Here is a 22799-nt window from a genome sequence, read left to right as displayed (position 1 = left end):
TAAACCACTGGATCGCCGTAACGCTGAACTTCTGCCTTTCCCGGATCTACCCTTCAATCCCTCCCCTCCAGCCACAACAATAGCTTGGCTGCATTCCGCAACTACCTGAGAACGCTTTCGATACTATAATCGCTCATTTATCGGGCAGCTTCAAGGCACCGTTTTTCTGGTTTTGGGGACCATTTTTCGGCTTGGCCCCCGAATTAGCCTGTCCATGCTCTCTATCCTGACCGCATTACAGCGGAGCAGGCTCGGCTACCTGAGGGTCCAGCGACAGTCTGACCAGTTGGCCCGCATGGGTAAGACCCGCACCGAAACCGTACAGCAACACCTGCTGGCCGCTGCGCACTTTCCCTTCGCGGATGCCCAGATCCAGCGCAAGCGGGATACTGGCTGCCGAGGTATTACCGAAGGCTTCAAGACTGTATAATGCCTGCTCCAGAGGATAGTTCAGCCGTTCACAGATGGGTTCAATCATCCGCAGATTGGCGCTGTGCGGGATGAACCAGTCTACTTCCGCAATATCTGCTCCGGCGTTCTTCAGCACCTGCTGTACTCCCTGCGGAACCGTACGGACCGCCCACTTGAATACTTCCCGGCCATTTTGCACCAGTAGCCCTGTCCCGGAGAGCTCCACTCCGTTCACCTTCTCCGCCAGCCCTGTGCGATAGACATGCTGCGCTCCGCTTCCGTCACTCCCGAGATGGTATCCCATGAAGTCGTCCTGCGCCCCGCTCCCGCTGCGCTCCACCAGCACAGCCCCTGCTCCATCCCCGAACAGAATGCAGGTACTGCGGTCCGTATAATCTGTGATCTTGGATAGCGTATCGGCACCGATGACCAGCACCTTATGATGCAGTCCCGAAGACACCAGCGCGTGAGCCGTATGCAGAGCATATACGAATCCGGCGCAGGCAGCGCTCAGATCGATCGCTCCCGCAGTCAGCGGAATACCAAGGGTATTCTGCACAATGGACGCTACAGATGGAAAAGAGAAGTCTGGCGTGCTGGTCGCCACAAGCACCATATCGACATCCTGCACACTTTTGCCATAACGCTTCATCATATCCCGGACGGCAGCTGCACACAGATCACTGGTATATTCATCCGCGCGGCTGATTCTGCGCTCCCGGATACCCGTCCGCTGCACAATCCACTCATCATTGGTATCCACCATCTGCTCCAGATCCTGATTCGTAAGTCTGCGGGCCGGCACGTAAGATCCGATCGCTGTTATTTTTGCACCTGTCATTAGATCCACCTCAGCTTTTGATTTTATTAGTATCTGATATTAGTACTTGGTACTAATTATAACCTGCTCCTGACTATTTTGCAAAATGTATACCCGGAATCGCCCAGCAGCAATCACATCTTAACATTGTAAAGATCACAAACACATGCTACAATCTTTACAATGTTAAGATGACAGGCAAGTATGAAAGGAAGAATGCATACCTTGAAAGATAAACCTTACCACCGCGGCAATTTACGCAACCAGCTGATCGAAGCTGGCATCAGGCTGATTAACTTGGACGGCATGAATAGCTTTTCCCTGCGCAAAGTAGCCGCCGAATGTGCAGTCAGCCATACCGCCCCCTACAGCCATTTTAAAAATATAGATGAACTGGTAGCCGCCATGGGGGAGCATGTCACGAGCCAGTTTATGGACACTCTGCATGCCTCGGTTCAAGGCCAGGAGGGGAACCCTGATACGATTATTCTGCTGGGGCAGGCCTATATTGATTTTTTCATAGAGCATCCACAGTATTTCCAGTTTCTGTTCTACCATTCAGGCATCCTTATTGATCTGGACAACTACGATTCTGACAGCTATCCGCCATTTGCCCTATTCCGGACAACGGTCTATGAAGTGTTCCGCAGCAGCGGGCTGCCGGAGTCAGAATTCACCAAGCACCTAGTTACACTCTGGTCCATGGTGCATGGAATTACGGCTTTGCTTACTAATAACGGAGTGCGTTATTCGGGCAACTGGCGCGATCTGCTGGAGCTTAAATCTATCTTTTAGGGAGATGAAGTCTTGAGAACGATCATACACGATCTGCAGGAGCAAGAATTCGCGGGCTGGCTGGGGGATACGGCGCAAGAGGAAGTAACGGTCATCTCGGATAGGGGTGCGATCCGTTCGTGCATGGGCTGCTTCGGCTGCTGGACCCGGACTCCCGGGACATGCGTCATTAAGAGAGATGGCTACGACAATCTGGGGGAGTTGTTCTCCCGCAGCGATGAGCTCATGATCATCAGTAAATGTATGTACGGCAGCTATAGCCCCTTTGTGCTGAATGTGCTGAACCGGAGCCTCTCCTACATGCTGCCCTATTTTGTCACCACACACGGGGAGACACATCACCGGCCCCGCTATAAGCACCAGTTCACATTATCCGTACATTTCTATGGCAATGACCTTACGGAGGGTGAGCAGCATACGGCCCGAATGCTGGTCGCGGCAAACGGCCTGAATCTGTATTCGTCAGAGAACAACGTCTATTTCCACACCAGCCCGCAGCACATTAAGGAGGCCCTCCAATGAACATCGCGCTGATTAACGGCAGCCCCAAGCCAAACGGCAGCAACTCGGGCATACTGCTGTCCATGCTCGAGCCGCTGATTGCGGACGGGAACGAACTGCACCCCTATACGCCGAATAAAAGACCGCTCACTCCTGAAGAATACAGCGAGCTATGCCGCATGGATGTGCTGGTTCTGGCCTTCCCCCTGTATTATGACGGAATTCCGTCACACTTGTTCCAGCTGCTGGTTACCCTGGAAGGATATTTGAAGACCGAGCGCGAACGGGAGATTTACGTCTATGCGTTGATTAACAACGGCTTCTACGAGGGACAGCAGAACCACATTGCGGTGGAGATCCTTAAGAATTGGTGCGCGCGCGCCGGTGTTCACTTCGGGCAAGCCATAGGCCAAGGCGCCGGGGAAATGCTGGGCTCCCTGGATAAGGTGCCTCTGGGCCGGGGGCCGCTGAAGAATCTGGGCCGTGCCATGCATAGCCTGGCCGAGAGCATCCAGTCCAGAAGCGCCGGGGAATCCCTGCTCTTCAGCCCGAACTTCCCCCGCTTTGCCTGGAAATTCTATTCCACCCGTTCCTTCTGGCACCGCACAGCCAGGGAGAACGGACTGAAGCCGAAGGATCTGCGGCGGCGGATGTAACGAATACTGTAACTAATTGCATACTGGCGGTGGGGGGCTGCCGTACCCGATTAAGGTACAAGTGGAGGACTAAATTTAGGACTTAATTAGGACTTAATTGCACTCCGTACATCTAAATCACCTGATATTCCTCCGATGATATGTTTAGTTGTATTTCGTACACCTAAATTCCACCAATACCGGCCTTATCCCCCATTCAGGCAGATTTAGTTGTACAAACTACATTTAGAAGCGGCGAACCTTCCTTTTCACTGTTTTTAAATGTACAGAATGCAACTATCACTTTGTTTGTTTTTTTGCAATCGTAGTATAGAATACCTGTTACATAGTCTGCCAAAAAGGGGATGCTTATGAACAGGATAGGAAAGTTATTATTAGCACTTATAATGATAATCACTGGGTGTAGTAGATTTAACCCCATGCCTTTACCAGAAATGAGCGCTACTTTGGAGACCGGTGAAAGTGTCCCTGTGGAGATTAGTACGTATAGTTGGGGTGCTAAAGAGTTATACGGAGGTCCATGGGAAGCTATGGAGGAGAAAGATCCCGAGATTATTCCTGGCGGATCTACAATTAATATACAATTTGACTCTACACCTGATTCCATACTAATAAGAGAACACTTTAGTAAATACAAGTTCAAAGATATAACCGATTCTAACCAATTTAATATCCCGGATGATAAAGGGACCTACATTTATGGAGTAATGGCTACTTGGAAGAAAGGTTCCGCTATTTATGCCTTAAAAATTCAAGTTGAATAAAAAGCACTTAAGTTTTGAACTTGAAGCTTCACCGTCACTGCGGTGAACATTTGGACTTCCGGCCGCTGTTGTCCCCAGATTTCTTGATTAATATCGCTGTTCGCGAGTGAAATCCGGTGACAAAGGCGGTCGCTACCGCTCCTACAGTTCCAAATTTCCCCTCCGCTTCTTTTGCTTTTTGTTTATTTCTTTAGTGCTTTCTTATATGACTAGTACAACTTTTATTATCCCCAAAGAGCCCGGGCCCCTAACAGGACCAGGCTCTTTGGCATACCGCTATCTTGCTGAATTTAGAGTACTTCATCTCCAGTAATTCGGCGGCCCATTGGCGTTACATTCTCACTTCACTGGCAACTCCACACCAACCTGCTCCACCAGCTTCTCCGGCTTGACCGTGTTCCTGGAGCGGCAGTTCAGGAATTCCACTTCTTCCCCATTCTCAACATAAAAGGCCGGGCCGTCATGGTTCTCAATTGTGACCTGCTGGAACTGCACCTCGCGGACATTGCCGAGGAAGAAACCCCGGCGCTGCATGTCCTGAAGTCCTGCCATCATATCCGGCTGGCCGGGCACCGCGTGCTCCGCCATCGAGATATCAATGTTGGTGAAGGTGATTTCCGAGACGGCCTGCTCCGCCAGCCCGTACAGGAATCCCGCCGCCGCATGGACATTGCGGGCTGTAATATTGGCATAATGAATCCGCCGGAACTGTGGGGTCTCCTCCGTCACCGGATACGGGTTCTTGTCCCAGACGTATTTCTCCTTGCCCCGGGGTCCGCAGAAATAATAGAGATTCAGCGTGAAGGGACAGATCACATCCTCCATCACAATGTTGCTGATCCGGATATCCTCAATAATCCCGCCCCGTCCCCGCCGGGACTTCATGCGGATGCCGCGGTCCGTCTGCTTAAATACACAATTGCTGATCGTCACATTACGGATATCGCCACTCATCTCACTTCCCAGCACCACCGCTCCGTGGCCGTGAACCATCACGCAGTTCGTAATCGTGATATTCTCGCAGGGAATCCGCTCCTTAGTATCCTCGGTGCCTGCCTTAATGGCAATGCAGTCATCACCGACATCGATATGGCAGTTGCTGATACGCACATCGCGGCAGGATTCGGGATTGATTCCATCGGTATTCGGGGAATCTGCCGGATTCAGAATCGACAGATTATCGATCATCACATTGCTGCAATTGATCGGATTCACCGTCCAGCTTGGGGAATTCACCAGCGTCAGATCGCGGAGCGTCACCCGGTTGCAATCGTCGAAACCAATCAGTCTTGGACGGGGATACTCCAGCTCTTCCGGGTGGTCCCGATGCTTTTTCCACCAAGGTTCTCCATTCCCGTCAATGGTTCCGCTCCCGGTAATCGAGACATTCCTCAGGCCCGCTCCGTTGATGCAGGCGGCATGAACCTCCCGCTTCACCCCTTCCCACCGTGATTCCACGGCAGGATAATCCGCCGGATTGGTACTGAAGGACAATACCGCACCAGGACTGAGATGCAGCTCAATGTTGCTGCGTAGCCTAACCGCGCCTGTCAGGAAAGTACCGGCCGGAATATACACTGTACCTCCACCGTCACGGTCCGCCGCTGCAATAGCATCTACAATCGCCTGCGTTGCTGGCAACCCGCTGTCCCGCTGCGCTCCGTAGTCTATTATGTTATACACGGTCCGCCTCCATTCTTGTCATCCGCTGCCGGGCTGATCCAGGCAGCTTCCGGCTCTATTGTGCCTATGTCTGAACCGGCAGCCCTCTAACTCCACTCCGCTTATGCCGGATACAAATCCTGCATCTCCACACAGGCCATCACAAGCGCGCCCACGCCGTGCAGATCATTGCTGACCTTCGGACGGGTTACATAGTTACGGTAATCTCCCGCCGAGGTCCCGATGCAGATATCCGGCAGCAGCAGCCGGCCCTGCTCATCCCACTGGAGCACCTGAATTAAGCCTTCGTAGCCTTTACGCGCGGCTTCCGCCGCTTCATCCGCAACTTCAGCCGGAAGGATACCCAGCTTCACTGCTCTGGCAATCGTGTAGACGAACAGACAGGAGCCGGAGGTCTCCAGCCAGTTGTCCGGCTCCTGTCCCTTATCCACCACCTGATACCACAGGCCGCTCTGCGGGTCCTGATAACGGATCAACGCCTGTACGAATCCGCTTAGCTCGGCTGCAAGCTCTGCCCGTCCAGGATCAGTCTCCGGCAGTTCATCCATAAACTGTGAGACGGCAAGCCCGTACCAGCCAAGCGAGCGGCTCCAGAATTCCGGCGAGCAGCCGGTGGCAGGATTCGACCATGGCATACGGCGGCTCTCATCCCAGGCATGGTAGAGCAGGCCGGTTGCCTCGTCTTTCATATATTTGCGCATTAGGCGCTCCTGATGAAGGACTTCGGCCCGCAAGGCATCGTCTCTATAAGTATTCGCGTACTTCAGCGAGAACACCCCGGCCATGTACAGCCCGTCCAGCCACATCTGGTGCGGATATTTGTCCTTATGCCAGTACCCGCCCTCGGAGGTCCGGTTCAGCGTCAGCAGCAGATGGCGGAGCTTGAACGCAGCCTCCCGGTATTTCCGCTTACTGGTCCGTTCATACAGTGTGAAGAGCAGCAGCCCCGCCTGCACGGCATCCAGCTCATCCCGGGCAAAGTCGAAATTCCCCTGTTCATCCACCAGATCATCCACATACTGCTGGATATAATGGATGTAGCGGTCCTCCCGGAGTGTCTTCCACAGCAGCTCCATTCCGCACAGGAACACGCCCTGATGATAATGCCAGCGGTGCGCAGGCGGGAGTTCTCCCGCCTGATACGTATCCATTAATGAATCACAGGCCTTTTGTGCCCATTCAATCGGTGTTTGCGGCAGACTGCCTATCATCGTAATCCCCCTTCAATTGGTCAGAATATCCGGCGGCCCCTCTATCTCAGCGACCCTCCTTCCATCCTTCATCCTTCAGCCGTCAGTCATCAGCCGTCAGTCATCAGCCCTTCATCGAGCCCAGCATCGCACCCTTGGCAAAATGCTTCTGCAGGAACGGATACACCATCAGAATCGGCAGCGTAGCGACCACGATAACCGCCATTTTGATCGTCTGATCCGGCGGCGGAACCGTACCGTCCAGTGTCGCACTGTGATCCATCCCGCTGGCCAGCACGACAATCTGCCGCAGCAGGACCTGAATCGGCCATTTGGCGCTGTTATCCAGATAGAGAATGGCGCTCATATAAGTGTTCCAGTACGTCACGGCGTAGAACAGAGAGATCGTGGCAATAGCTGGCAGCGACAGCGGCAGCACGATTTTGAACAGAATCCCGAAGTCATTGCAGCCGTCAATCTTGGCCGATTCCTCCAGCCCCTCCGGAATGTTCTGAAAAAAGTTCTTGAGTATAATCATATTGAACGCACTGATCGCGGAAGGAAGAATCAGCGCCGCATACGAGTCAATCAGCCCCAGCTCCTTCACCACGAGGAACGTAGGAATCATCCCCCCGTGGAACAGCATCGTGAACACCACCAGGAAGTTGAACACCCGGCGGCCGTCCAGATCTTTGCGGGAGAGACCGTAGGCCATCAACGCCGTGATGAACATACTGAACAGCGTGCCTATCAGCGTGACTCCAATCGATACCCCTAGAGCTCTGAAGATCGTATTTGTGGAGAAAATAAATTTGTACGCCTCTAAGCTCCATACCTTCGGAATCAGCACAAACTTGTTGGCAGCCAGCTCAGCACTGGTTGTGAAGGAGCCTGCTACAACGTGGATGAACGGCAGCACCGTTACCAGCGCGATAAGGGCAAGCAGTATAAAGTTGACGGCAGAGAATAGTCTGCCGCTGAACGTGCGGTCTTCTACCATTTGAATTCCTCCTGCGGCATTTTAATATACGCCTTCTTCTCCTATTTTCTTGGACACCTTATTGACGGTCATGACCATGATCAGGCCCACAATCGACTTGAAGAAGCCGATGGCTGTACTGTAGCTGAACTGCCCTTGCCGCAGACCGGCGGTGTAGACATACGTATCGATAATTTCCGCAACCTCGCGGTTCATGGAGTTGAGCAGCAGGTAGACATGCTCGAAGCCCAGGTCGAGAACGGAACCGATTTTCAGAATAAACAGGGTGATGATCACTCCCCGGATGGCCGGAAGCGTAATATGCCAGACCTGTCTGAGCCGTCCGGCTCCGTCCATACGCGAAGCTTCATAGAGCCCCGGATCAATAGCCGCAATGGAAGCCAGATAGATAATCGTCCCCCAGCCTGCTTCCCGCCAGATGACCTGAAGGATATACATCGGCCGGAACCAGCCCGGACTCAGCAGGAAATTGATCTTGGCGAATCCGAAGTAAGCCAACAGCTCGTTGATAATCCCCCCGTCCATCGTCACCATAACGAAGGAGATCGAGACGACGATCACCCACGACATGAAGTGCGGCAGATACACTAAGGTCTGGAAGAATCTTTTGAAGAAGGTGCCTCTGAGTTCATTAAGCATCAGGGCCAGAATAATCGGAATCGGAAAATAAATCAGAATATTCATCCCGAACAAAATCAGCGTATTGGCTAATATGTTCAAGAAATCAGGCTCGGTGAACAGCCGGCTGAAATGCTTCATGCCCACCCATTCGCTCCCGGTAATCCCTTGGTAAGGCTTGTAATCCTGGAAGGAAATAATCAGTCCGTACATCGGCAAGTATTTGAAGATAATGAAATACAGCACGCCGGGGATCAGCATCACATAGAGTAATTTGTTGCGCCACAGCCGCTTCTTCAGCTCACTGCTGCTCTTGTATTTCTTCGGCTGCGGTTCGGGAACTACGCGGGGCGGGGCAGATACTTCCTGCATGATTCTCTTCCTTTCTCTGTAAATTATTCGTTAGTCAAGTGGAAACAGCTTCGCAGTCCTTTTAAAGGACGGTAATGTTTCAGCGAGAAATAGAAGGATAATCTATAGCGTGAAACATATAAATTCTTATATTTGGAAAAAAGGCTGCCGGAGCGCTAACCCGGGTCAGCCCTCTTCCTGTTCAGTCCGCTGCTATAGCGGCTATGCTCTGCTTATTTTTTGTACGCGGCATTATATTCTTCGATGATCTTCGCCCCGCCCCGGCTCTTCCAGTTCTCGACTTCCTTCTCGAAGCCGGCTTTATCCAGCTGACCGTACATGTATTTATATGTGGCATCCGCAATAATCTGCTGAAGCTCAACGCCCTTGGACGTATAGGTAGCCGAGTCGAGCGCCGCCGTAGGATCTGCGACCCCGTATTTCACGTTCTCCAGCACCAGCTCCTCTGCATGAATCCGGCCCGGCAGCACGTTTAAGCTCTGGTACATACCGTTCGTTTCGTATTCGCCGATGACGCTGTCCTTGAAGCCTTTGACCTCACGCTCGATCAGCTCTTTATTGTCGGTCGCTTTGGCCTTGCCGTCCACCACGGTATAGTGTGTGCCTTCAATGCCCCAGTACATCAGGTTCGATACTTCAGGAGTCATCATGTAGTCAAAGAACTTCAGAATCTTCTTCAGCTCCGCTTCATCCTTCACCGCCGATTTCGGGAACAGCACGACGTTGTTATAGCCGGGAATCATCCACTGGGCGAACTTGCCGTCAGGTCCAGCCACCATACTATGCGTATCCAGCACGGCATCCGGCACGTTCTTGATCAAGTCTTTGTTCAGGGAATCGATGTCCTGCATCGAGCCGCCGATATAGAGCCCGGCTTTGCCGCTGGTGAACATATTGACCGCATCCGTCTTGCTGGTTGCTGCGAAGTCCTGGTTCATGTAACCGCCTTCACGCAGCTTTTTGAAGAAATCCATAGTATCGATATATTGCGGAAAAGTGAACTCTGGCGCAAGCTGGCCATCCTTCTCCGCCCAGTTGTTCGGGGTGCCGAACCAGGAGGAGACGGTTTTGAACGCACCATACACCAGCTCGTTGCGGTCAACAACACCGATGGTATCCTTTTTCCCGTTGCCGTCCGGGTCCTGCTCGGTAAAAGCCTTAGCCATCGCGAACAATTCCTCCGTGTTGGCCGGTGCTTTCAGTCCCAGCTTATCCGCCCAATCCTTGCGGTAGATGATGCCCTGGCGGGCCAGCGGACGGCCGATATACAGGGTATACAGCTTGCCGTCGACCTTGGTGTTGTTCAGGATCTCCGGCTTCAGCTTGTTCAGGTTCGGGAATTCGCTGAGCAGCGGACCGATTTCCCAGAACTGTCCGTCCTTGATCGCTTCCTTCATCTGCAGGAAGGTCGTCTGATTCTTCAGGTAAGTCACCTGCGGCAGGGAGCCGGTGGCGAACGAGGAGTTCAGCTTCTCTTCATACGTGTCGGCCGGGAAGAACTGGTAGGTCAGCTTCGTATTCGTCAATTTCTCCACTTCATTCTTGATCGTATCCGGTGGAGTATCTGTCGTATTCAGCGGCAGCATAATCTTGATCTCTGTCGGCTTCTCCGGCTCTGCGGCCGGGTCCGTGGTTGCGGTTGTGTTGGTCCCGGTGCTGGCGCCCGGGTCTTTCGTGGCTGCCGCCTCTTTGTTGTTGTTACCGCCGCAAGCGGACAACACGCTGAGTGTCAGCAGCGAGCTTAGGAGCAGGGTGAAGGATTTTTTCGTCATTCCTCTTTGACCTCCGTTTAACTTGTATTGGTTACAAGCCTCACATTACGCTCTGCGCTGGATTACGAAAACAATCATTTGCTCATAAAGGTGCGCAGCGGCGGGAGGTGTGGGTTAATGATTATCGTGTGATGGGGGGATAGGCATTGTGGGAAACCAATTTGGGGCGGCGGGCGGGACTGAGGGGCGGCGGCGGGCGGTGAGACAAGAGGAGCGGCGGCGGGCGGGACTGCGTGAGCTTTGGACTTCCGGCCGCTGTTAGGTTTGGATTTCCTGATTCGGACCGCTAATTGCGGTAGAAATCCAAACCTAAAGGCGGACGCTACCGCTCCTACAGTTCCAAACCTCCCTCCGTCCCTTTCTGCCGCTCCAGTTAGGGGGCTTTCAAGGCCTATCCTTGAAAGGGGGGCAAAGGGAATAGCCCCGCCGCTTCGCGCGGCGGGGCCTTGGAAGGTTACCTACTCCTGCAGGTAGCAAGTGGAAAAATGCATCTTAATTAGGCTCATTTCCGAGAAAAGGCGGAAGCAGGTGGAAAAAAGGCATCTAATTTTGTTAGTTTTGCATACTGCGGCCGAATTGGGCGAATTTAAGTGTTGTTTTTCCAATTGTTATTTTAGCAGCGTTTATTTGTTCATCAACAAGTGGAACAATTCCAACTATCTCGGGCCGCATGATCCGAGTACGTACCGATCAAGAGATTTTGAACAAGCTTGATGCTTGCACCGAAAAGCTCCAAACGACCCGTTCCAATGTTATTCGCATTTTACTCTCAAAATAATCTTCCCCTTAGCCCGGCCGGATTCGGAATACTGCATCGCCTGCTGGGCTTCATCCAAAGGAAAAACCCGGTCAATAACAGGCTTGATTGCGCCCGATTCCAGATATGCAGTGATGATGTCCAGTTGCCTGCCGCTTGGCTTCATGAACAGGAAGCTGTATTTGACATTGTACTGTTTCTCCAGCTTGGTTAGCTTACGGGTAACAAGCCGGAGAGCCGTTGTTTTCAGAAAACCAGCACCATACTCTGCACCAAAACGGGCGTTGGGCAGACCCGATACGGATACGACCTGCCCTCCCGGTCTGACGATGCGGAATGCTCGCTCCAGCGCCTCACCACCGAGAGTATCGTATACTCCATCATAATTGTGCAGCACCTGATCGAACTGCTCTGTTTTATAGTTGATGACCTGATCGGCCCCAAGGGATTTAACGAGTTCAGTTCCAGCTTCACTGGCAGTGGTTGCAACGTAAATCCCCATCACTTTGGCAAGCTGGATGGCAAAGGTGCCTACTCCGCCCGCTCCTGCCTGAATCAATACCTTTTGCCCAGCCGTTAGCTGAAGAATATCATGTAGTGCCTGATAAGAGGTCAGCCCAACAAGCGGGATCGAAGCTGCTTCTTCAAAAGTAAGGTTGCGGGGCTTCAGCGCGATATCATCCTCATGAACGACAATATACTCCGCGAAGGTGCCAATTTTGCTTTTTCTGGGCCGGCCGTAGATTTCATCCCCTACCCTGAATTTCTTCACCTTGTCCCCCACCTGGGTAATGACACCTGAGAAATCATTGCCCAGAATAAGCGGCATCTCATATTTCAAAAGCATCCGTAATTTGCCATCCCGGATTTTAAAATCAATCGGATTAATACTGGCCGCACGGATTTCCGCAAGCACCTCATGCTCGCCGGCTTCAGGCATTGGGCGGTCCGCTAAACGAAGCGGGGTTTTTCCGTATTTTTCGATAACCATTGCTTTCATGATGGACCCTCCAGCTTTTGTCTAATAGAACCGTTCAATGAACTCATCGACATGAGTGACTACATTCCTCAGCGTCCCGAGGTTGGTTCTGACGTCCATGTAATAAAAGTTCTTGGCCCCTTCCTCCCTGACCCTAATAATCCCTGCCTCTCTGAGAATTCTAAGATGATGCGACACCGCCGGGCGCGACAGATGGGTTAGCTCCGTAATCTCGCCTACACGCAGGCCGTTTGTACATGTCGTCTCCATAAGTGCCGTAATAATCGACTGGCGTGTATCATTCCCAATGGCAGACAAGATCTGCTGGCATGTTTTAAAATCTTCTCTAATCCTTCGGACCGCTTGCTGCTTATCCATGTTACTCCCCCTCAATCCGCTTCCCCGTTCAAAAAAACGAACCTTTTGCTGATGAGTATGCCACACCCGGTTACACGCTGCAATATTGGGAAAGAAAATCGAGATCACAAGGATATATTTTACATTTCGCTTAATCTTTCAAGTGAAGAATTTTTGTAATGCAAAATAAAGGAAACCTCGAACATCTTTCGTCCAAGGTTCCCCGTTGTATCTCCTGTGCTTCTTACTATTCGCATTGAAATGATTTATAGATTTACAGACTGATGAAAAAATCGATTTTCAAGCAGCTGCATTCAAAAAAATCCAACTACTTCAGTCTCTAAAACACCTGTGCTTGTATAGTTCTATAGTTTCATCGTAGTTATCCGCATTCTTTGTATGAAAAAGCAAGGTAACCATGCAGGATCTCATTGACTTTTTGTCCAGGCAATAATATATTATTGTCAGGGCAAAAAAGGGGTGATGAAATGTCCGCTAAGAAGATGGGGCGTCCTCTATCTGACAATCCCAAAAGCAAAAAGATTGAGATACGTGTTGATCAAGAGATTCTGAGCAAGCTAGATGCTTGCACCGAAAAACTACAAACGACCCGTTCCGATGTGATTCGCAAGGGAATTGAAAAGGTGTTTGACGAGCTCCAAAAATAAAGAAGGAAGCAGCGTAAATCCCGCAAAGAACACCGCTACTTCCTACCCACACATCCGCTTGGATAAGCAGACTGCATAAATATCCTACCATGTGCAGGAATCTCATTCAAGCGATGCGATGAACATAATGGGAGGACGAACATGAAAACAATTTTGGAAGCCTTGTACCACGGGAAGCTTCAACCCGATATGAACATTGTGCCATCACATCCAGAGTATCGTTCTGCATGCAGACAGGTAACAGCAGAGACACAGCAATGGCCCGAACGGTTGGGCGAGGAAGTGTTTAGAGAGCTGGAGGAATATTTGGACTTGTGCGACAGCGTGAACAGTATACGTGTGGAAGCTGCCTTTATTGAAGGGTTCAAGTTAGGAGCAAACCTACTGATTGAAACGATGAGTAGTCTACCATAAGCTGTTGAGAATATATTCGGATTAGTCCCATATCTAAGCCCCACCGCTGAAGCGGCGGGGCCTCCTTATACATTAACAGCTCCATTCTGGAAATGAGGATATTTCTGCGAATCGTTCAGGGTGTGTGCTTGAAGTCTACTGGGAGTGGGCGACGACGGTGATTAGATGCTTAGATTCAAGCCACAGTACAACATTTACTTATCACCATAATGAGTTCGAAAAGCATAAAACTCAATCACTCCACTTTGGATACGATATACTAAGCGGTTGGTGTCATCAATGCGACGGCTCCAATAACCAGAGAAATCGCCACGCAGGGCCTCCGGCTTTCCGATCCCCTCGTAGCCGTTTCGTTCAATATCTTTTATGAGCTGATTGATCCTTCTCAGTGTTTTTCTATCCTTGGTTTGCCAATATAAATAATCTTCCCAGGCATTGTTTGTAAAAATAAGTCTACTCATCAGCCATATTCTCTAATTCGTTCATTGTTTGAGTCACAGTCTTTCCTTGCTCCATCTGTTGAATGGATTGCTTTAACCATTTGATGTTGGATGGATTATAGAAAGGATCAGTCTGAGTTGTGATTTCAAAAGGAATTCCACCTTGACGTAGTGACTGTCTAACAAAGATATTTATCGCCGTTGTCATGTTTAATCCCAAATCTGAAAAAAGCAATTCCGCTTCTTTTTTTAGGTCTTCATCAATCCGAATATTGATATTGGTTTGAGCCATTCTCAACACCTCTTTCATAAGTATTGTTTACATCGTATTATATTTTACTCACAAGGTAAATACAATGTGCGCATATTTAAATTTCGGGGAACAGAGACAACTCTCCGATTCCCCTTAAGGTGAATACTCCCTTATAATTAAATATGAAAACAAAGAAGGAGTCATTGTAGTGAAACAACGGCTCCTTCTTTATTAATTGCTATATATAGATAAACTTGATGGAACATCAGTATCAGCCGGGTTTTCATCTGTTTCATTTGAGAGTAACGCACTGAGATACAATTTATCTAATTTTGGTTCCTATGCTTTTTTAGAAAAACTAAAGGATATTTCTGCAAATCGTTCAGGTGTGTGCTTGAAGTCTACTGGGAGTGGGCAGCGACGGTGATTGGATGATTGAATGAAGCTCAGCGGGTACAGGGGGCAATAAGTTCGATGGAGGATTGTAGGAGAAATAGATTGTTCAACTGTTAACCTGTACTGCTTCTGGATTGCTTAAGGATGTTGGTGAGAACGCCCAGAATCTTATGCTTCTCATCATTGATCAACTGATACTGCTGAACCGACTTCGTTAGAAATTCTAGGCCGCTGTGATATTCTCCTCTGTCTAGTAGGTACTTAGCCAGTTCCAGCAGTAAATTAGCTTGACGGTCTAGAACTAATTTACGCGAATATCTCACCTGGACCAGATCAATAACACTCTTCTCTAGGTCCTGCTTAAATTGTTGTAAGATAGCGTTGATATTAAAGTTGTATTTATTAGCAGCCTTAAGCATATACAACAACCCAGTAATTCTCTCCTCTTGATGTGCGTTAAGGTAGGCAGAATACTGCTCAATTACAGTGGAATCTCCACTTACCAGCTTTGTCAAAAGAATATTATCTTTGGACCACTCCATGAACAAACTTTTCCAACGCTCGACCTCATCTCCTTGCTCTCTAACCCAGCTCAAATCAGCATAACTTCTTATAAAACCCAAAGCTCCCTCATAATCACCCAGCTCATCGCAGACATTTCCGCGCAGCAAATTACTGTACGCAATGTAAAAGAACAGCGGTCTGCCGGGAAGCATGACCGGTTCCGATGCTCTGTGTTCGTCCCGGACCTTCAGGTCATATTGAATTCTGGCCTTATGGCCCATCTTAGCGGCGTATTCCTCAACCTTGTCCCAGCGCTGTAGGGAGCGGTATGTATTGGCAAGCTCTTTGAGTGCATCAAGCTGATCAACTTCATCTAACCGTTCGACAAAAGGCTCGAACCGGTTCGCAGCCCACAGGTTCCGGTTCTGGTCATCGCTGAGCGCAATGGTAAACAGCCTGAACTGGCATAGGGCTAGCCGTTCCGAATGCTGATAACGTTCAGATTCGGCGACGATCTCATAGATTGCGGCGGCGGCATCCCTTTTCCCGGCCATGAAGAGTTCTTCTGCACTATCAAACAACAGGGGAGCGTACATCAGATTGTCCATAATATGGCGGGCCATTCGCTCAATACTCTCCAGCATGTTCAGTTCGGCACAGCGAAGCAGCAGCGGTCCAATCCTCCGCCAGTCGGAAGAGCCGCCAAAAATATAGTCATTGATGTACAAGTCGTAAAAATATCCTTCTTCCCGTCCCATGGCCTGAGTAATCCGATCCAGCTGCTGCATCGCAATAGGCCGGTGCCCGCGAAGAATATTGCTGAGTGTTCCGGAATGAAGCTGAGAACGCTTGGCAAATTGGGTAATCGTCAAACCAGTCCTCCGCAAATATTCCTCCAGTTCCGATAATACCGTAGTCGTTGCCTGCAAGTCCTAACCACCTTTCCTCTTCAATTTGTGATTTATAGAATAATATCCCTTTTATATTACACAAAATATATCAACGGAAGATTCATTAATCAAGTGTTTATTTATGTATTTTTCCTATATTTTAAAAATTTGGAATTTCGATTACCATTCAAATGTGGTACCACATTTTTCTCCTTCCACCTGCATGATGGCTGAGTCTGGACCAGCATTCGGCCTACATCCACCAGCCCATTGTGTTCGGTTTTCCGCATACATCAATGCTCCTCACCATTCTCCTTCAGCCACACTCATTCCAAGCTTATCATTGAAGCCGAGACAGCTTATTTGTCCTCAGTAAAATGCAAAATACCTGCGAGTTCCAATGAGGAACTGCAGGTATTTGCCTAATTCTTTTCTTATAGCGACTGGTACCCGGCTGAACAATTGTGGAGAACCTCACATCGTATACGCCAATATAATATCCCCGTTATCTTCAAACTCCCCAGTCTCGGTGAATCCTACACTCTTATAGAGCTTATTAGCCGCTAGATTAATCGGGATATGCGATACCCTAATCTGTGTGCAGTCCTCGCAGCTGCTCAGCATCTTAATGACCTCTTTAATTGCTGCTTTCCCGTATCCTTTACCCTGAAATCTCCCGTCAATCATAAATCTCAGAATCCAATAGTAACCGTCTGTATATCTTTCATTATCAAAAAGGATAAATCCAACCATCCTTCCCTCAGCAAAAATACCGTAGGGTACCGATGTGGGCTCATTTACCGCATGCACAAGTGAATCTGCATTACTTGCAACCAAGTCCAACTGCTCCGTGCTCACGCTCAATTGAGTACATTCGTGTTCCAGCTCGGGGGTAATCTTATGTAATTGAATATTCACGGTGTAATCTACCCTTCATTATAAATTTGCTACTTCAGTTAAGCAGGAGATTATAGATTCTCTCTCCATCTTGGTTCAAAAGTTGTTCACTGATAAATCCTAATTCTTCATACAACTTCATTGCAACTGAATTTCTTTGTTCCACAGTTAAGGATATTAAGCTACACTTCGGATGGATTTCTTTAATGAATTTAATGATTTCTACCATAGCTTGTTGCCCATAGCCTTTTCGTTGGTGCTTGTGGTCAATCTGAAACCCGCCGATCCAGTAATTATCTGAGCTGCCAGGTGTATATGAAATGTAAAAGAAGCCAATGATACTGCCGTCTATGGACAGAATATACGGATCTAACGCTTCATCCCACGGCTTGATATAAGCATACGCGAGCGACTCCATCACTGAAGGAACGAAGTGCCTATGCTCTTTACAGACAGATATCTCTAGAGCTTCTTCCCAATTCTGGGCGTTCACAGGTTGGATAACGATTGGTTTCATGTTTTCTCCTTATATCAACAGTTGAGGTATAAATATCATCCTATCATAATATTGGTAAATTATCCTCTCACTCCTCCCCCTCCCGCGCCTTCCCCTCCGCCTCCCCGTACTCCTGAATAATCAGGCTGCCGCCGCTGGCGTGCCATTTCTCGACCTCCCCGGCGAAGCCGGCGGCGTCGATGTTGCCGAGAATATAATTGTAGGTGGCATCCACGATGATCGCGGACAGCTCGGCGTTCTTCTCGTCATAGGTCGGCGAGGTTAGCGAGACGGTAGGGTCATCGACCAGAAACTGCTCGTTATCCCGGCTGAGCTGGTCGGCCAGGGCGGTGAGCTGCTCCTTTTGTGCGACCTCCTTGATATGGGTATTGCCTACATCAGCGATCATCAGGGAATTGAGCGGATTGACCTCATACACCCGAAGCTGGGACGTTTCTTCCGGAAGAATCACTTTGCCTTCCCCGTCCAGCTTATAGTGGCGGCCCTCGAAGCCGTAGGCCATCAGGCCCGCTACATCCTCATCCATCGTGCGGTCGAAGAATCCCAGCACCTGCTTCAGCTCCTGCTCGGTAGCAATGGCTTTACGTGAAAAGAGGTACAAGCCGTTGTACTTCGGTATGGACCATACCTTATATCCGTCCGGCCCTTTAATCCTGTTAATCAGCGTCAGCTCTGCTTTGGGGTTGATCGCCTTGGCCTCAATGGAGAGCCGCTGCACATCCGTCATACTCCCGATGAAGATCCCGGCCGTTCCCCGGATGAATTTGTCCCGCTGCACTTCCTTGCTGGTCAGGGCGAAATCCTGGTTAATGATCCCTTCCTTGTATAATTTGCGCATGAAGTTCATCGTGTCCATATATTCAGGGGTGGCGAATTCCGGGATGAACTGTCCATCTTCGATTTTCCAGTTATTCGGCGTGCCGAAATAGGAGCTTAACGTCTTGAATACCCCGTACACCAGATCGTTACGGTCCACCAGTCCGAGGGTGTCTGCCTTGCCGTTGCCGTCCGGGTCATTCGTGGTGAACTGCTTCATCACCTCATAGAGTTCCTCCAGCGTTCCGGGCGGACTGAGATGCAGCTTCTCCAGCCAGTCCTTGCGGATAATAATGCCTTGCCGGGAAGCCGGTCTTTCTGTATAGAGACCATAGATTCCCCCGTCCACCGAAGTCTGCTTAAGAATCGCCGCATTCAATTGACTGAGATTCGGAAATTCCGCCAGATAGGGACCAATCTCCCAAAAAGCGCCCGAGCGGATCATATTCTTGACCGGATTATAATCGGTGAATTTCACGAACGTTACTTTGCCGAGGGAGCCGGTGGTCAGTGCGGTATTCATTTTGTCCGTGTAGACGCCTTCCGGCACCCAGGTAATATCGAGCTGAGTCCCGGTCAGTCTCTCAATCTCGGCAATCAGCTCCACTGAAGGCGTCTGCGGAAAATGCAGCGGTGCCAGAATCGAGATCGGTGCCGATGCCCCCGCTGAATCGGAACGCCCAGACTCATCCCCGCTGCAAGCGCTTAATATAATGAACAATAAGAATAGGATGAAGCACCCTGCAAGAGCTTTCTTCCTGCCCGTTAACCGGTTGAACATTCCATAACCCCCTGAAGCGTAATTTTTATATTGATGAATGATCTACAATAAGAATCACTTAGGATAACAATAAAAAGCAAAGAAGCGGAGGGGAAATTTGGAACTGGAGGAGCGGTAGCGTCCGCCTTTGTCAACGGATTTCACCCGCGAAGAGCGGATTGAATCAGGAAATCTGTTGACAACAGCGGCTGGAAGTCCAAATGTTCACCGCAGTGACGATTATGCTTCAAGGTAAAATCTTTAGTGTGTCTTATGTACTCATTGAGAAATTAAACATATTAGCGAATGATTAGAGAAAATGATTATTGCGGCACCAGATGATTATTGTTATTATCCTTCGTGATGCATACACTTAAGACAGTGATTTTTCTATTTCATGCAAAGGTGCTGAACGCTGTTGAAACATCTTAGCTTTCTCAGTAAATTAACTATGTTCGCGTTCGCCATCAGCATCCTGCCGGTGCTGTTCATTGGTTCGTTCTCCTATTTCACATCCTCCAGCGAGATTCAAAAAAATGTTAATGAAAGCAAAAAGGAGCTCATTTTACAAATTACCTCAAATGTAGAGCATAAGCTGAATACTGTCAACCAGACACTGAACCAGGTCGTAAACTCTTCGGTGCTGAAGAAGGCGCTGAACAACCCGCTTAGTGAAAACGATTTCATTTTATATAACGACATCCGCAATGAAATCCGCAATATGCAGTCCTTCGATACGAAGCTGGAGGATGTCATCCTGCTCAATCAGCGCCAGAACTGGATGATCAAGAATTCAGGGCTCTACCGGCTGAATGAATACCGCAATTACGAGCAGCTGACGAATCTGCTGAATGTGGAAGGCAGCTCTTCTTGGGTGCTGAACCCCTCCTCCCTGTTCTACAGTGAAGAGAGCATTAACGTGACCGGCTGCAATTACAGCATCAGCCTGATTAAGAAGCTGCCGACCACCAAGCTGCAGAAATACGGACTGGCTCTGGCCAATATTCCGGCCTGCAGTCTCCAGGACTTCATTAATCCCGATATGCAGCCGCTGGACAGTATTATGGTGCTGGATAAAAGCGGTCGGATTCTGCTGCATCCGGACCGCAAGCTGATCGGAGAGCCTGCCACAGCGGCCGGATTCACGGGATTCGAGCAGATCGCCGCTACCACTGAGCCATCGGGACAATTCAAGACCAAGCTTAATGAAGCTGATTACTCGATCACCTATATGCGTTCCCAGTTGAACGGCTGGATCTATCTGTCGGCCACCTCCATTAAGAGTCTGACCCGCGAATCCGGCAAAATCGGCACTTACACGGTATTCGTCTGCACGTTCATGCTGCTCTTGTCTGTGCTGCTTGCCTGGCTCGGCTCCCGGCGTATGTACACACCCATCGAACGGCTGTTGACCCAGATTGGACTGCGCCGTCCCGGTCTGCGGGCAGGGCGTACGGATGAATTCCAGCTCATCGGTGAGCAGGTCCATTCCCTGTTCCAATCGAAGTCGCAGCTGGAGAAGGAGGTTAGCCAGCATCTCGGACAGGTGCGGACCTTTTTTCTGATTCAGGCGTTCGGAGGTAATCTGAGAAGACGCGAGCTGATGGAGGAGCTTGTGCAATACGGGTACGGTAAGCAAGTCGAGGAATGGAAGACGATGGCTGTCATTACGCTGAGCATCGACTTCTCCGAGGAGAATAGCTATGAGAAAAAGGATCTCAATCTGCTCTTATTTGCAGCGCATAATATGACTCAGGAGCTGGTCTCTGCGCAGCACAGGCTAACCCCTGTGATGATGGGCCATGCCCTGACTGTCGTCATAGGCAGTGAGGAGGAGAGCACGGAAGCTTTTCACCGGATGCTCTATGCGCTGACGGAGAAGCTCCAGCAGGAGATTAACGGGGTTCTGAAGCTGCAGGTCAGCATTGGGCTGAGCCTGCCGTTTCATTCGTTTGACAAAATGTCCATTGCCTACCGGGAAAGCCTGGAGGCTCTGAAGCACCGGATTACCCTGGGCAAAGGCATCATTATCCAGTACGAGAATATCAATTCCGGCAAGCATTATCTCAATTTGAACTACCCGACCCACACGGAAAATGACCTGATGGATGCCATCAAGCTGGCGGACAGCGATAAGGCGAAGGAGCTGCTGCATAAGCTGTTCAAGTGTATTTTTGCGCTGGGACTGTCGCCGCAGGAATATCAGATTCCGCTGACCCGGCTGCTGAACAATACGCTCATTATGATGCAGGAATCGGGAATTACGCTGAATCAGATCTACCACGCGAGCGGTTCCCTGTTCGAGGAGCTGACCGATCTGCATATCGTGGCCGAGATCGAAGACTGGTTCTGGACCATTGTGATTCAGCCGGTCATCGTCATCTTCCACAGCAGGCAGAACGCCCAGTATCATAATATCTCCGAGAAGCTGATCGACATCGTCCAGCATGAGTATGACCAGGATCTGACGCTGGAGGAGTGTGCTTCCCGGCTGCATTATAACGCCAACTACATCAGCAGTGTATTCCGCAAGGAGACGCAGTATTATTTCAGTGATTACCTGACCATGTACCGGTTCAAAATGGCAAAAAAATGGCTGGAGGAGACCGATATGCCCGTGAAGGATATCGCCTCCCGCCTGAGATACAATAATTCACAGAATTTCATCCGTTCCTTCCGCAAGCAGGAGGGGATGACCCCCGGGCAGTACCGGGACAGCTTCCACACGAAGCTTAGAGCGGTCCCGGGCGATGAGTAGGGGCCTTGCCTTCAGGCGGGGCCTTGAGCCTCTTCAGCTTTCTTTTTCTGATAAACCATGTAAGAAGTACAGCCAGAATAAGCAAGATAACGCCTGCTGTGATCGCAATATTCCTGATATCCGGTACATAGACTACCAGCTGAATCGGCTCGGAATCCGCAAGGGACACATGCCAGGTTAACGTGTTGCCGTCTTGCTCGGCCGCATTATTAGCGCCGTATAGATCATAGGGAATCGTTAATTTGAAATCGACGGAGAAGCTGCCCATCAGCAGCCGCACCAGGGACTTAGGGACATTCAAGCTGCCGATGCCGTCGATAATCTCATCGGAGTAGGCGTTCAGCTTAGGCTGGGCCACCACATCGTATTTGGTATACAGCCACCTGTCCGTCTGTCCCACCTTGGCCTCTACAATATCAAAGCCGCTGCTGCTATTCTTCAGCTCCTCCATCGAAGCATACGATTTATGAAATTGATATTCCGTTGATTTGCCGCTTGCTGTCTTCTTCAGCTCTATGCCTGCGGCCGCCAGCCGGGTGGTTAGAAGCTCCTCCACTTTGCCGCTGACCAGCTTCTCTGCCCGGGCATCCAACATAAGACTGAAGGCCAGATCCAGGGAGCCGTCCTTCTTCACGGTTACATGGGCGGTGCCTTGCGCGCACCCTGTAAGCAGCAGGACAAGCATAAGCATCATCAGTATTGCCTTAATTCGAGTCCCGTTCAACCTGCGTTTCTTCAACCTCTGTCCCTCCATCCGCTGACTGTTGCTACTAGCTTAACCGTACCTTGAAGAAGCGAATCTTCTCTTATG

The 22799-nt window shown here is 49.9% G+C and carries 22 protein-coding genes; 7 read left to right on the top strand and 15 right to left on the bottom strand.

The genetic code is table 11. The features are described 5' to 3' along the window. Positions 1-235 precede the first annotated feature (235 nt). Positions 236-1252: a ketoacyl-ACP synthase III gene (locus MKY64_RS33050; RefSeq protein ID WP_340958313.1), complete on the bottom strand. Its 1017-nt coding sequence runs from the start codon at positions 1250-1252 to the stop codon at positions 236-238. Between the two features lie 204 nt (positions 1253-1456). Here MKY64_RS33050 and MKY64_RS33045 point away from each other — a divergent pair, with 204 nt between their 5' ends. The 4 genes from MKY64_RS33045 to MKY64_RS33030 all read left to right on the top strand — a co-directional run bounded on the left by MKY64_RS33045 (position 1457) and on the right by MKY64_RS33030 (position 3947). Beyond that, positions 1457-2026 carry a TetR/AcrR family transcriptional regulator gene (locus MKY64_RS33045; protein WP_340958312.1) on the top strand — a complete coding sequence of 190 codons (570 nt, stop codon included), beginning with the start codon at positions 1457-1459 and terminating at the stop codon, positions 2024-2026. Positions 2027-2038: 12 nt separating this feature from the next. After that, positions 2039-2548 carry a flavodoxin family protein gene (locus MKY64_RS33040; RefSeq protein WP_340958310.1) on the top strand — a complete coding sequence of 170 codons (510 nt, stop codon included), beginning with the start codon at positions 2039-2041 and terminating at the stop codon, positions 2546-2548. Continuing rightward, positions 2545-3183, top strand: coding sequence for a hypothetical protein (locus tag MKY64_RS33035; protein WP_340958309.1), 639 nt, complete (start codon positions 2545-2547; stop codon positions 3181-3183). The genes MKY64_RS33040 and MKY64_RS33035 overlap by 4 nt, the downstream gene beginning before the upstream one ends. Positions 3184-3533: 350 nt before the next feature. Next, a complete protein-coding gene (locus tag MKY64_RS33030) occupies positions 3534-3947 on the top strand; it encodes a hypothetical protein (RefSeq protein ID WP_340958308.1) in 414 nt (137 codons plus the stop codon). Positions 3948-4286: 339 nt separating this feature from the next. Here the strand turns inward: MKY64_RS33030 and MKY64_RS33025 are convergent, their stop codons facing one another. The 7 genes from MKY64_RS33025 to MKY64_RS32995 all read right to left on the bottom strand — a co-directional run bounded on the left by MKY64_RS33025 (position 4287) and on the right by MKY64_RS32995 (position 12696). After that, positions 4287-5630, bottom strand: coding sequence for a glycoside hydrolase family 28 protein (locus MKY64_RS33025; RefSeq protein ID WP_340958307.1), 1344 nt, complete (start codon positions 5628-5630; stop codon positions 4287-4289). Between the two features lie 101 nt (positions 5631-5731). Next, the gene (locus MKY64_RS33020) at positions 5732-6841 is read right to left on the bottom strand and encodes a glycoside hydrolase family 88/105 protein (protein ID WP_339311519.1); all 1110 of its coding nucleotides are present in this window, start codon (positions 6839-6841) and stop codon (positions 5732-5734) included. Positions 6842-6944: 103 nt separating this feature from the next. After that, the gene (locus tag MKY64_RS33015) at positions 6945-7820 is read right to left on the bottom strand and encodes a carbohydrate ABC transporter permease (RefSeq protein WP_036732546.1); all 876 of its coding nucleotides are present in this window, start codon (positions 7818-7820) and stop codon (positions 6945-6947) included. A 21-nt stretch (positions 7821-7841) separates the two neighbouring features. Continuing rightward, complete coding sequence (locus tag MKY64_RS33010; RefSeq protein WP_339251019.1) at positions 7842-8810, bottom strand: ABC transporter permease; 969 nt, start codon at positions 8808-8810, stop codon at positions 7842-7844. A 212-nt stretch (positions 8811-9022) separates the two neighbouring features. Next, complete coding sequence (locus MKY64_RS33005; RefSeq protein ID WP_339251021.1) at positions 9023-10582, bottom strand: extracellular solute-binding protein; 1560 nt, start codon at positions 10580-10582, stop codon at positions 9023-9025. 752 nt (positions 10583-11334) lie between these two features. Beyond that, positions 11335-12339 carry an NADP-dependent oxidoreductase gene (locus MKY64_RS33000; protein ID WP_340958306.1) on the bottom strand — a complete coding sequence of 335 codons (1005 nt, stop codon included), beginning with the start codon at positions 12337-12339 and terminating at the stop codon, positions 11335-11337. Positions 12340-12360: 21 nt separating this feature from the next. Next, positions 12361-12696 (bottom strand): ArsR/SmtB family transcription factor, encoded by a 336-nt coding sequence (locus tag MKY64_RS32995; protein WP_340958305.1) that lies wholly within the window; start codon positions 12694-12696, stop codon positions 12361-12363. A 467-nt stretch (positions 12697-13163) separates the two neighbouring features. Between MKY64_RS32995 and MKY64_RS32990 the strand changes: the two genes are divergently transcribed. Together MKY64_RS32990 and MKY64_RS32985 are read left to right on the top strand one after the other, a co-directional pair. After that, positions 13164-13343 carry a CopG family transcriptional regulator gene (locus MKY64_RS32990; protein ID WP_340958303.1) on the top strand — a complete coding sequence of 60 codons (180 nt, stop codon included), beginning with the start codon at positions 13164-13166 and terminating at the stop codon, positions 13341-13343. 141 nt (positions 13344-13484) lie between these two features. Continuing rightward, positions 13485-13757 carry a DUF6809 family protein gene (locus tag MKY64_RS32985; protein WP_340958301.1) on the top strand — a complete coding sequence of 91 codons (273 nt, stop codon included), beginning with the start codon at positions 13485-13487 and terminating at the stop codon, positions 13755-13757. 194 nt (positions 13758-13951) lie between these two features. On the opposite strand, the gene MKY64_RS32980 is transcribed toward MKY64_RS32985, so the two are convergent. The 6 genes from MKY64_RS32980 to MKY64_RS32955 form a co-directional block, all read right to left on the bottom strand. Then, positions 13952-14218 (bottom strand): Txe/YoeB family addiction module toxin, encoded by a 267-nt coding sequence (locus MKY64_RS32980; RefSeq protein WP_340958299.1) that lies wholly within the window; start codon positions 14216-14218, stop codon positions 13952-13954. Next, positions 14211-14489 carry a type II toxin-antitoxin system RelB/DinJ family antitoxin gene (locus tag MKY64_RS32975; protein WP_340958298.1) on the bottom strand — a complete coding sequence of 93 codons (279 nt, stop codon included), beginning with the start codon at positions 14487-14489 and terminating at the stop codon, positions 14211-14213. Before MKY64_RS32975 ends, MKY64_RS32980 begins: the two co-directional genes overlap by 8 nt. Positions 14490-14959: 470 nt before the next feature. Continuing rightward, the gene (locus tag MKY64_RS32970; RefSeq protein WP_340958297.1) at positions 14960-16279 is read right to left on the bottom strand and encodes a helix-turn-helix domain-containing protein; all 1320 of its coding nucleotides are present in this window, start codon (positions 16277-16279) and stop codon (positions 14960-14962) included. 435 nt (positions 16280-16714) lie between these two features. After that, on the bottom strand, positions 16715-17158 hold the full coding sequence (locus MKY64_RS32965) for a GNAT family N-acetyltransferase (protein ID WP_339251037.1): 444 nt from the start codon (positions 17156-17158) through the stop codon (positions 16715-16717). A 34-nt stretch (positions 17159-17192) separates the two neighbouring features. Next, positions 17193-17654, bottom strand: coding sequence for a GNAT family N-acetyltransferase (locus tag MKY64_RS32960; protein WP_339251039.1), 462 nt, complete (start codon positions 17652-17654; stop codon positions 17193-17195). Positions 17655-17721: 67 nt separating this feature from the next. Continuing rightward, positions 17722-19251, bottom strand: a complete 1530-nt coding sequence (locus tag MKY64_RS32955; RefSeq protein ID WP_340958296.1) for an extracellular solute-binding protein — start codon at positions 19249-19251, stop codon at positions 17722-17724. A gap of 397 nt (positions 19252-19648) precedes the next feature. Between MKY64_RS32955 and MKY64_RS32950 the strand changes: the two genes are divergently transcribed. Next, positions 19649-21988 (top strand): AraC family transcriptional regulator, encoded by a 2340-nt coding sequence (locus MKY64_RS32950; protein ID WP_340958294.1) that lies wholly within the window; start codon positions 19649-19651, stop codon positions 21986-21988. Here the strand turns inward: MKY64_RS32950 and MKY64_RS32945 are convergent. Then, complete coding sequence (locus MKY64_RS32945) at positions 21963-22727, bottom strand: hypothetical protein (RefSeq protein ID WP_340958293.1); 765 nt, start codon at positions 22725-22727, stop codon at positions 21963-21965. The genes MKY64_RS32950 and MKY64_RS32945 overlap by 26 nt on opposite strands. Positions 22728-22799: the final 72 nt, after the last annotated feature.

This window comes from Paenibacillus sp. FSL R7-0210, assembly GCF_038009085.1.
Taxonomy (GTDB): domain Bacteria; phylum Bacillota; class Bacilli; order Paenibacillales; family Paenibacillaceae; genus Paenibacillus_AQ; species Paenibacillus_AQ silagei.
This window is presented reverse-complemented; position numbering and strand designations above follow the sequence as displayed.

Bases quoted from the DNA above. Each gene is read 5' to 3' on its own strand.
- MKY64_RS33005 (WP_339251021.1), bottom strand. From the start codon at position 10,582: ATGACGAAAAAATCCTTCACCCTGCTCCTAAGCTCGCTGCTGACACTC.
- MKY64_RS33000 (WP_340958306.1), bottom strand. From the start codon at position 12,339: ATGAAAGCAATGGTTATCGAAAAATACGGAAAAACCCCGCTTCGTTTA.
- MKY64_RS33010 (WP_339251019.1), bottom strand. From the start codon at position 8,810: ATGCAGGAAGTATCTGCCCCGCCCCGCGTAGTTCCCGAACCGCAGCCG.
- MKY64_RS33020 (WP_339311519.1), bottom strand. From the start codon at position 6,841: ATGATAGGCAGTCTGCCGCAAACACCGATTGAATGGGCACAAAAGGCC.
- MKY64_RS32975 (WP_340958298.1), bottom strand. From the start codon at position 14,489: ATGGCTCAAACCAATATCAATATTCGGATTGATGAAGACCTAAAAAAA.
- MKY64_RS33035 (WP_340958309.1), top strand. From the start codon at position 2,545: ATGAACATCGCGCTGATTAACGGCAGCCCCAAGCCAAACGGCAGCAAC.
- MKY64_RS32990 (WP_340958303.1), top strand. From the start codon at position 13,164: ATGTCCGCTAAGAAGATGGGGCGTCCTCTATCTGACAATCCCAAAAGC.
- MKY64_RS32960 (WP_339251039.1), bottom strand. From the start codon at position 17,654: ATGAAACCAATCGTTATCCAACCTGTGAACGCCCAGAATTGGGAAGAA.
- MKY64_RS33050 (WP_340958313.1), bottom strand. From the start codon at position 1,252: ATGACAGGTGCAAAAATAACAGCGATCGGATCTTACGTGCCGGCCCGC.
- MKY64_RS32995 (WP_340958305.1), bottom strand. From the start codon at position 12,696: ATGGATAAGCAGCAAGCGGTCCGAAGGATTAGAGAAGATTTTAAAACA.
- MKY64_RS33030 (WP_340958308.1), top strand. From the start codon at position 3,534: ATGAACAGGATAGGAAAGTTATTATTAGCACTTATAATGATAATCACT.
- MKY64_RS32955 (WP_340958296.1), bottom strand. From the start codon at position 19,251: ATGTTCAACCGGTTAACGGGCAGGAAGAAAGCTCTTGCAGGGTGCTTC.
- MKY64_RS32980 (WP_340958299.1), bottom strand. From the start codon at position 14,218: ATGAGTAGACTTATTTTTACAAACAATGCCTGGGAAGATTATTTATAT.
- MKY64_RS33015 (WP_036732546.1), bottom strand. From the start codon at position 7,820: ATGGTAGAAGACCGCACGTTCAGCGGCAGACTATTCTCTGCCGTCAAC.
- MKY64_RS32985 (WP_340958301.1), top strand. From the start codon at position 13,485: ATGAAAACAATTTTGGAAGCCTTGTACCACGGGAAGCTTCAACCCGAT.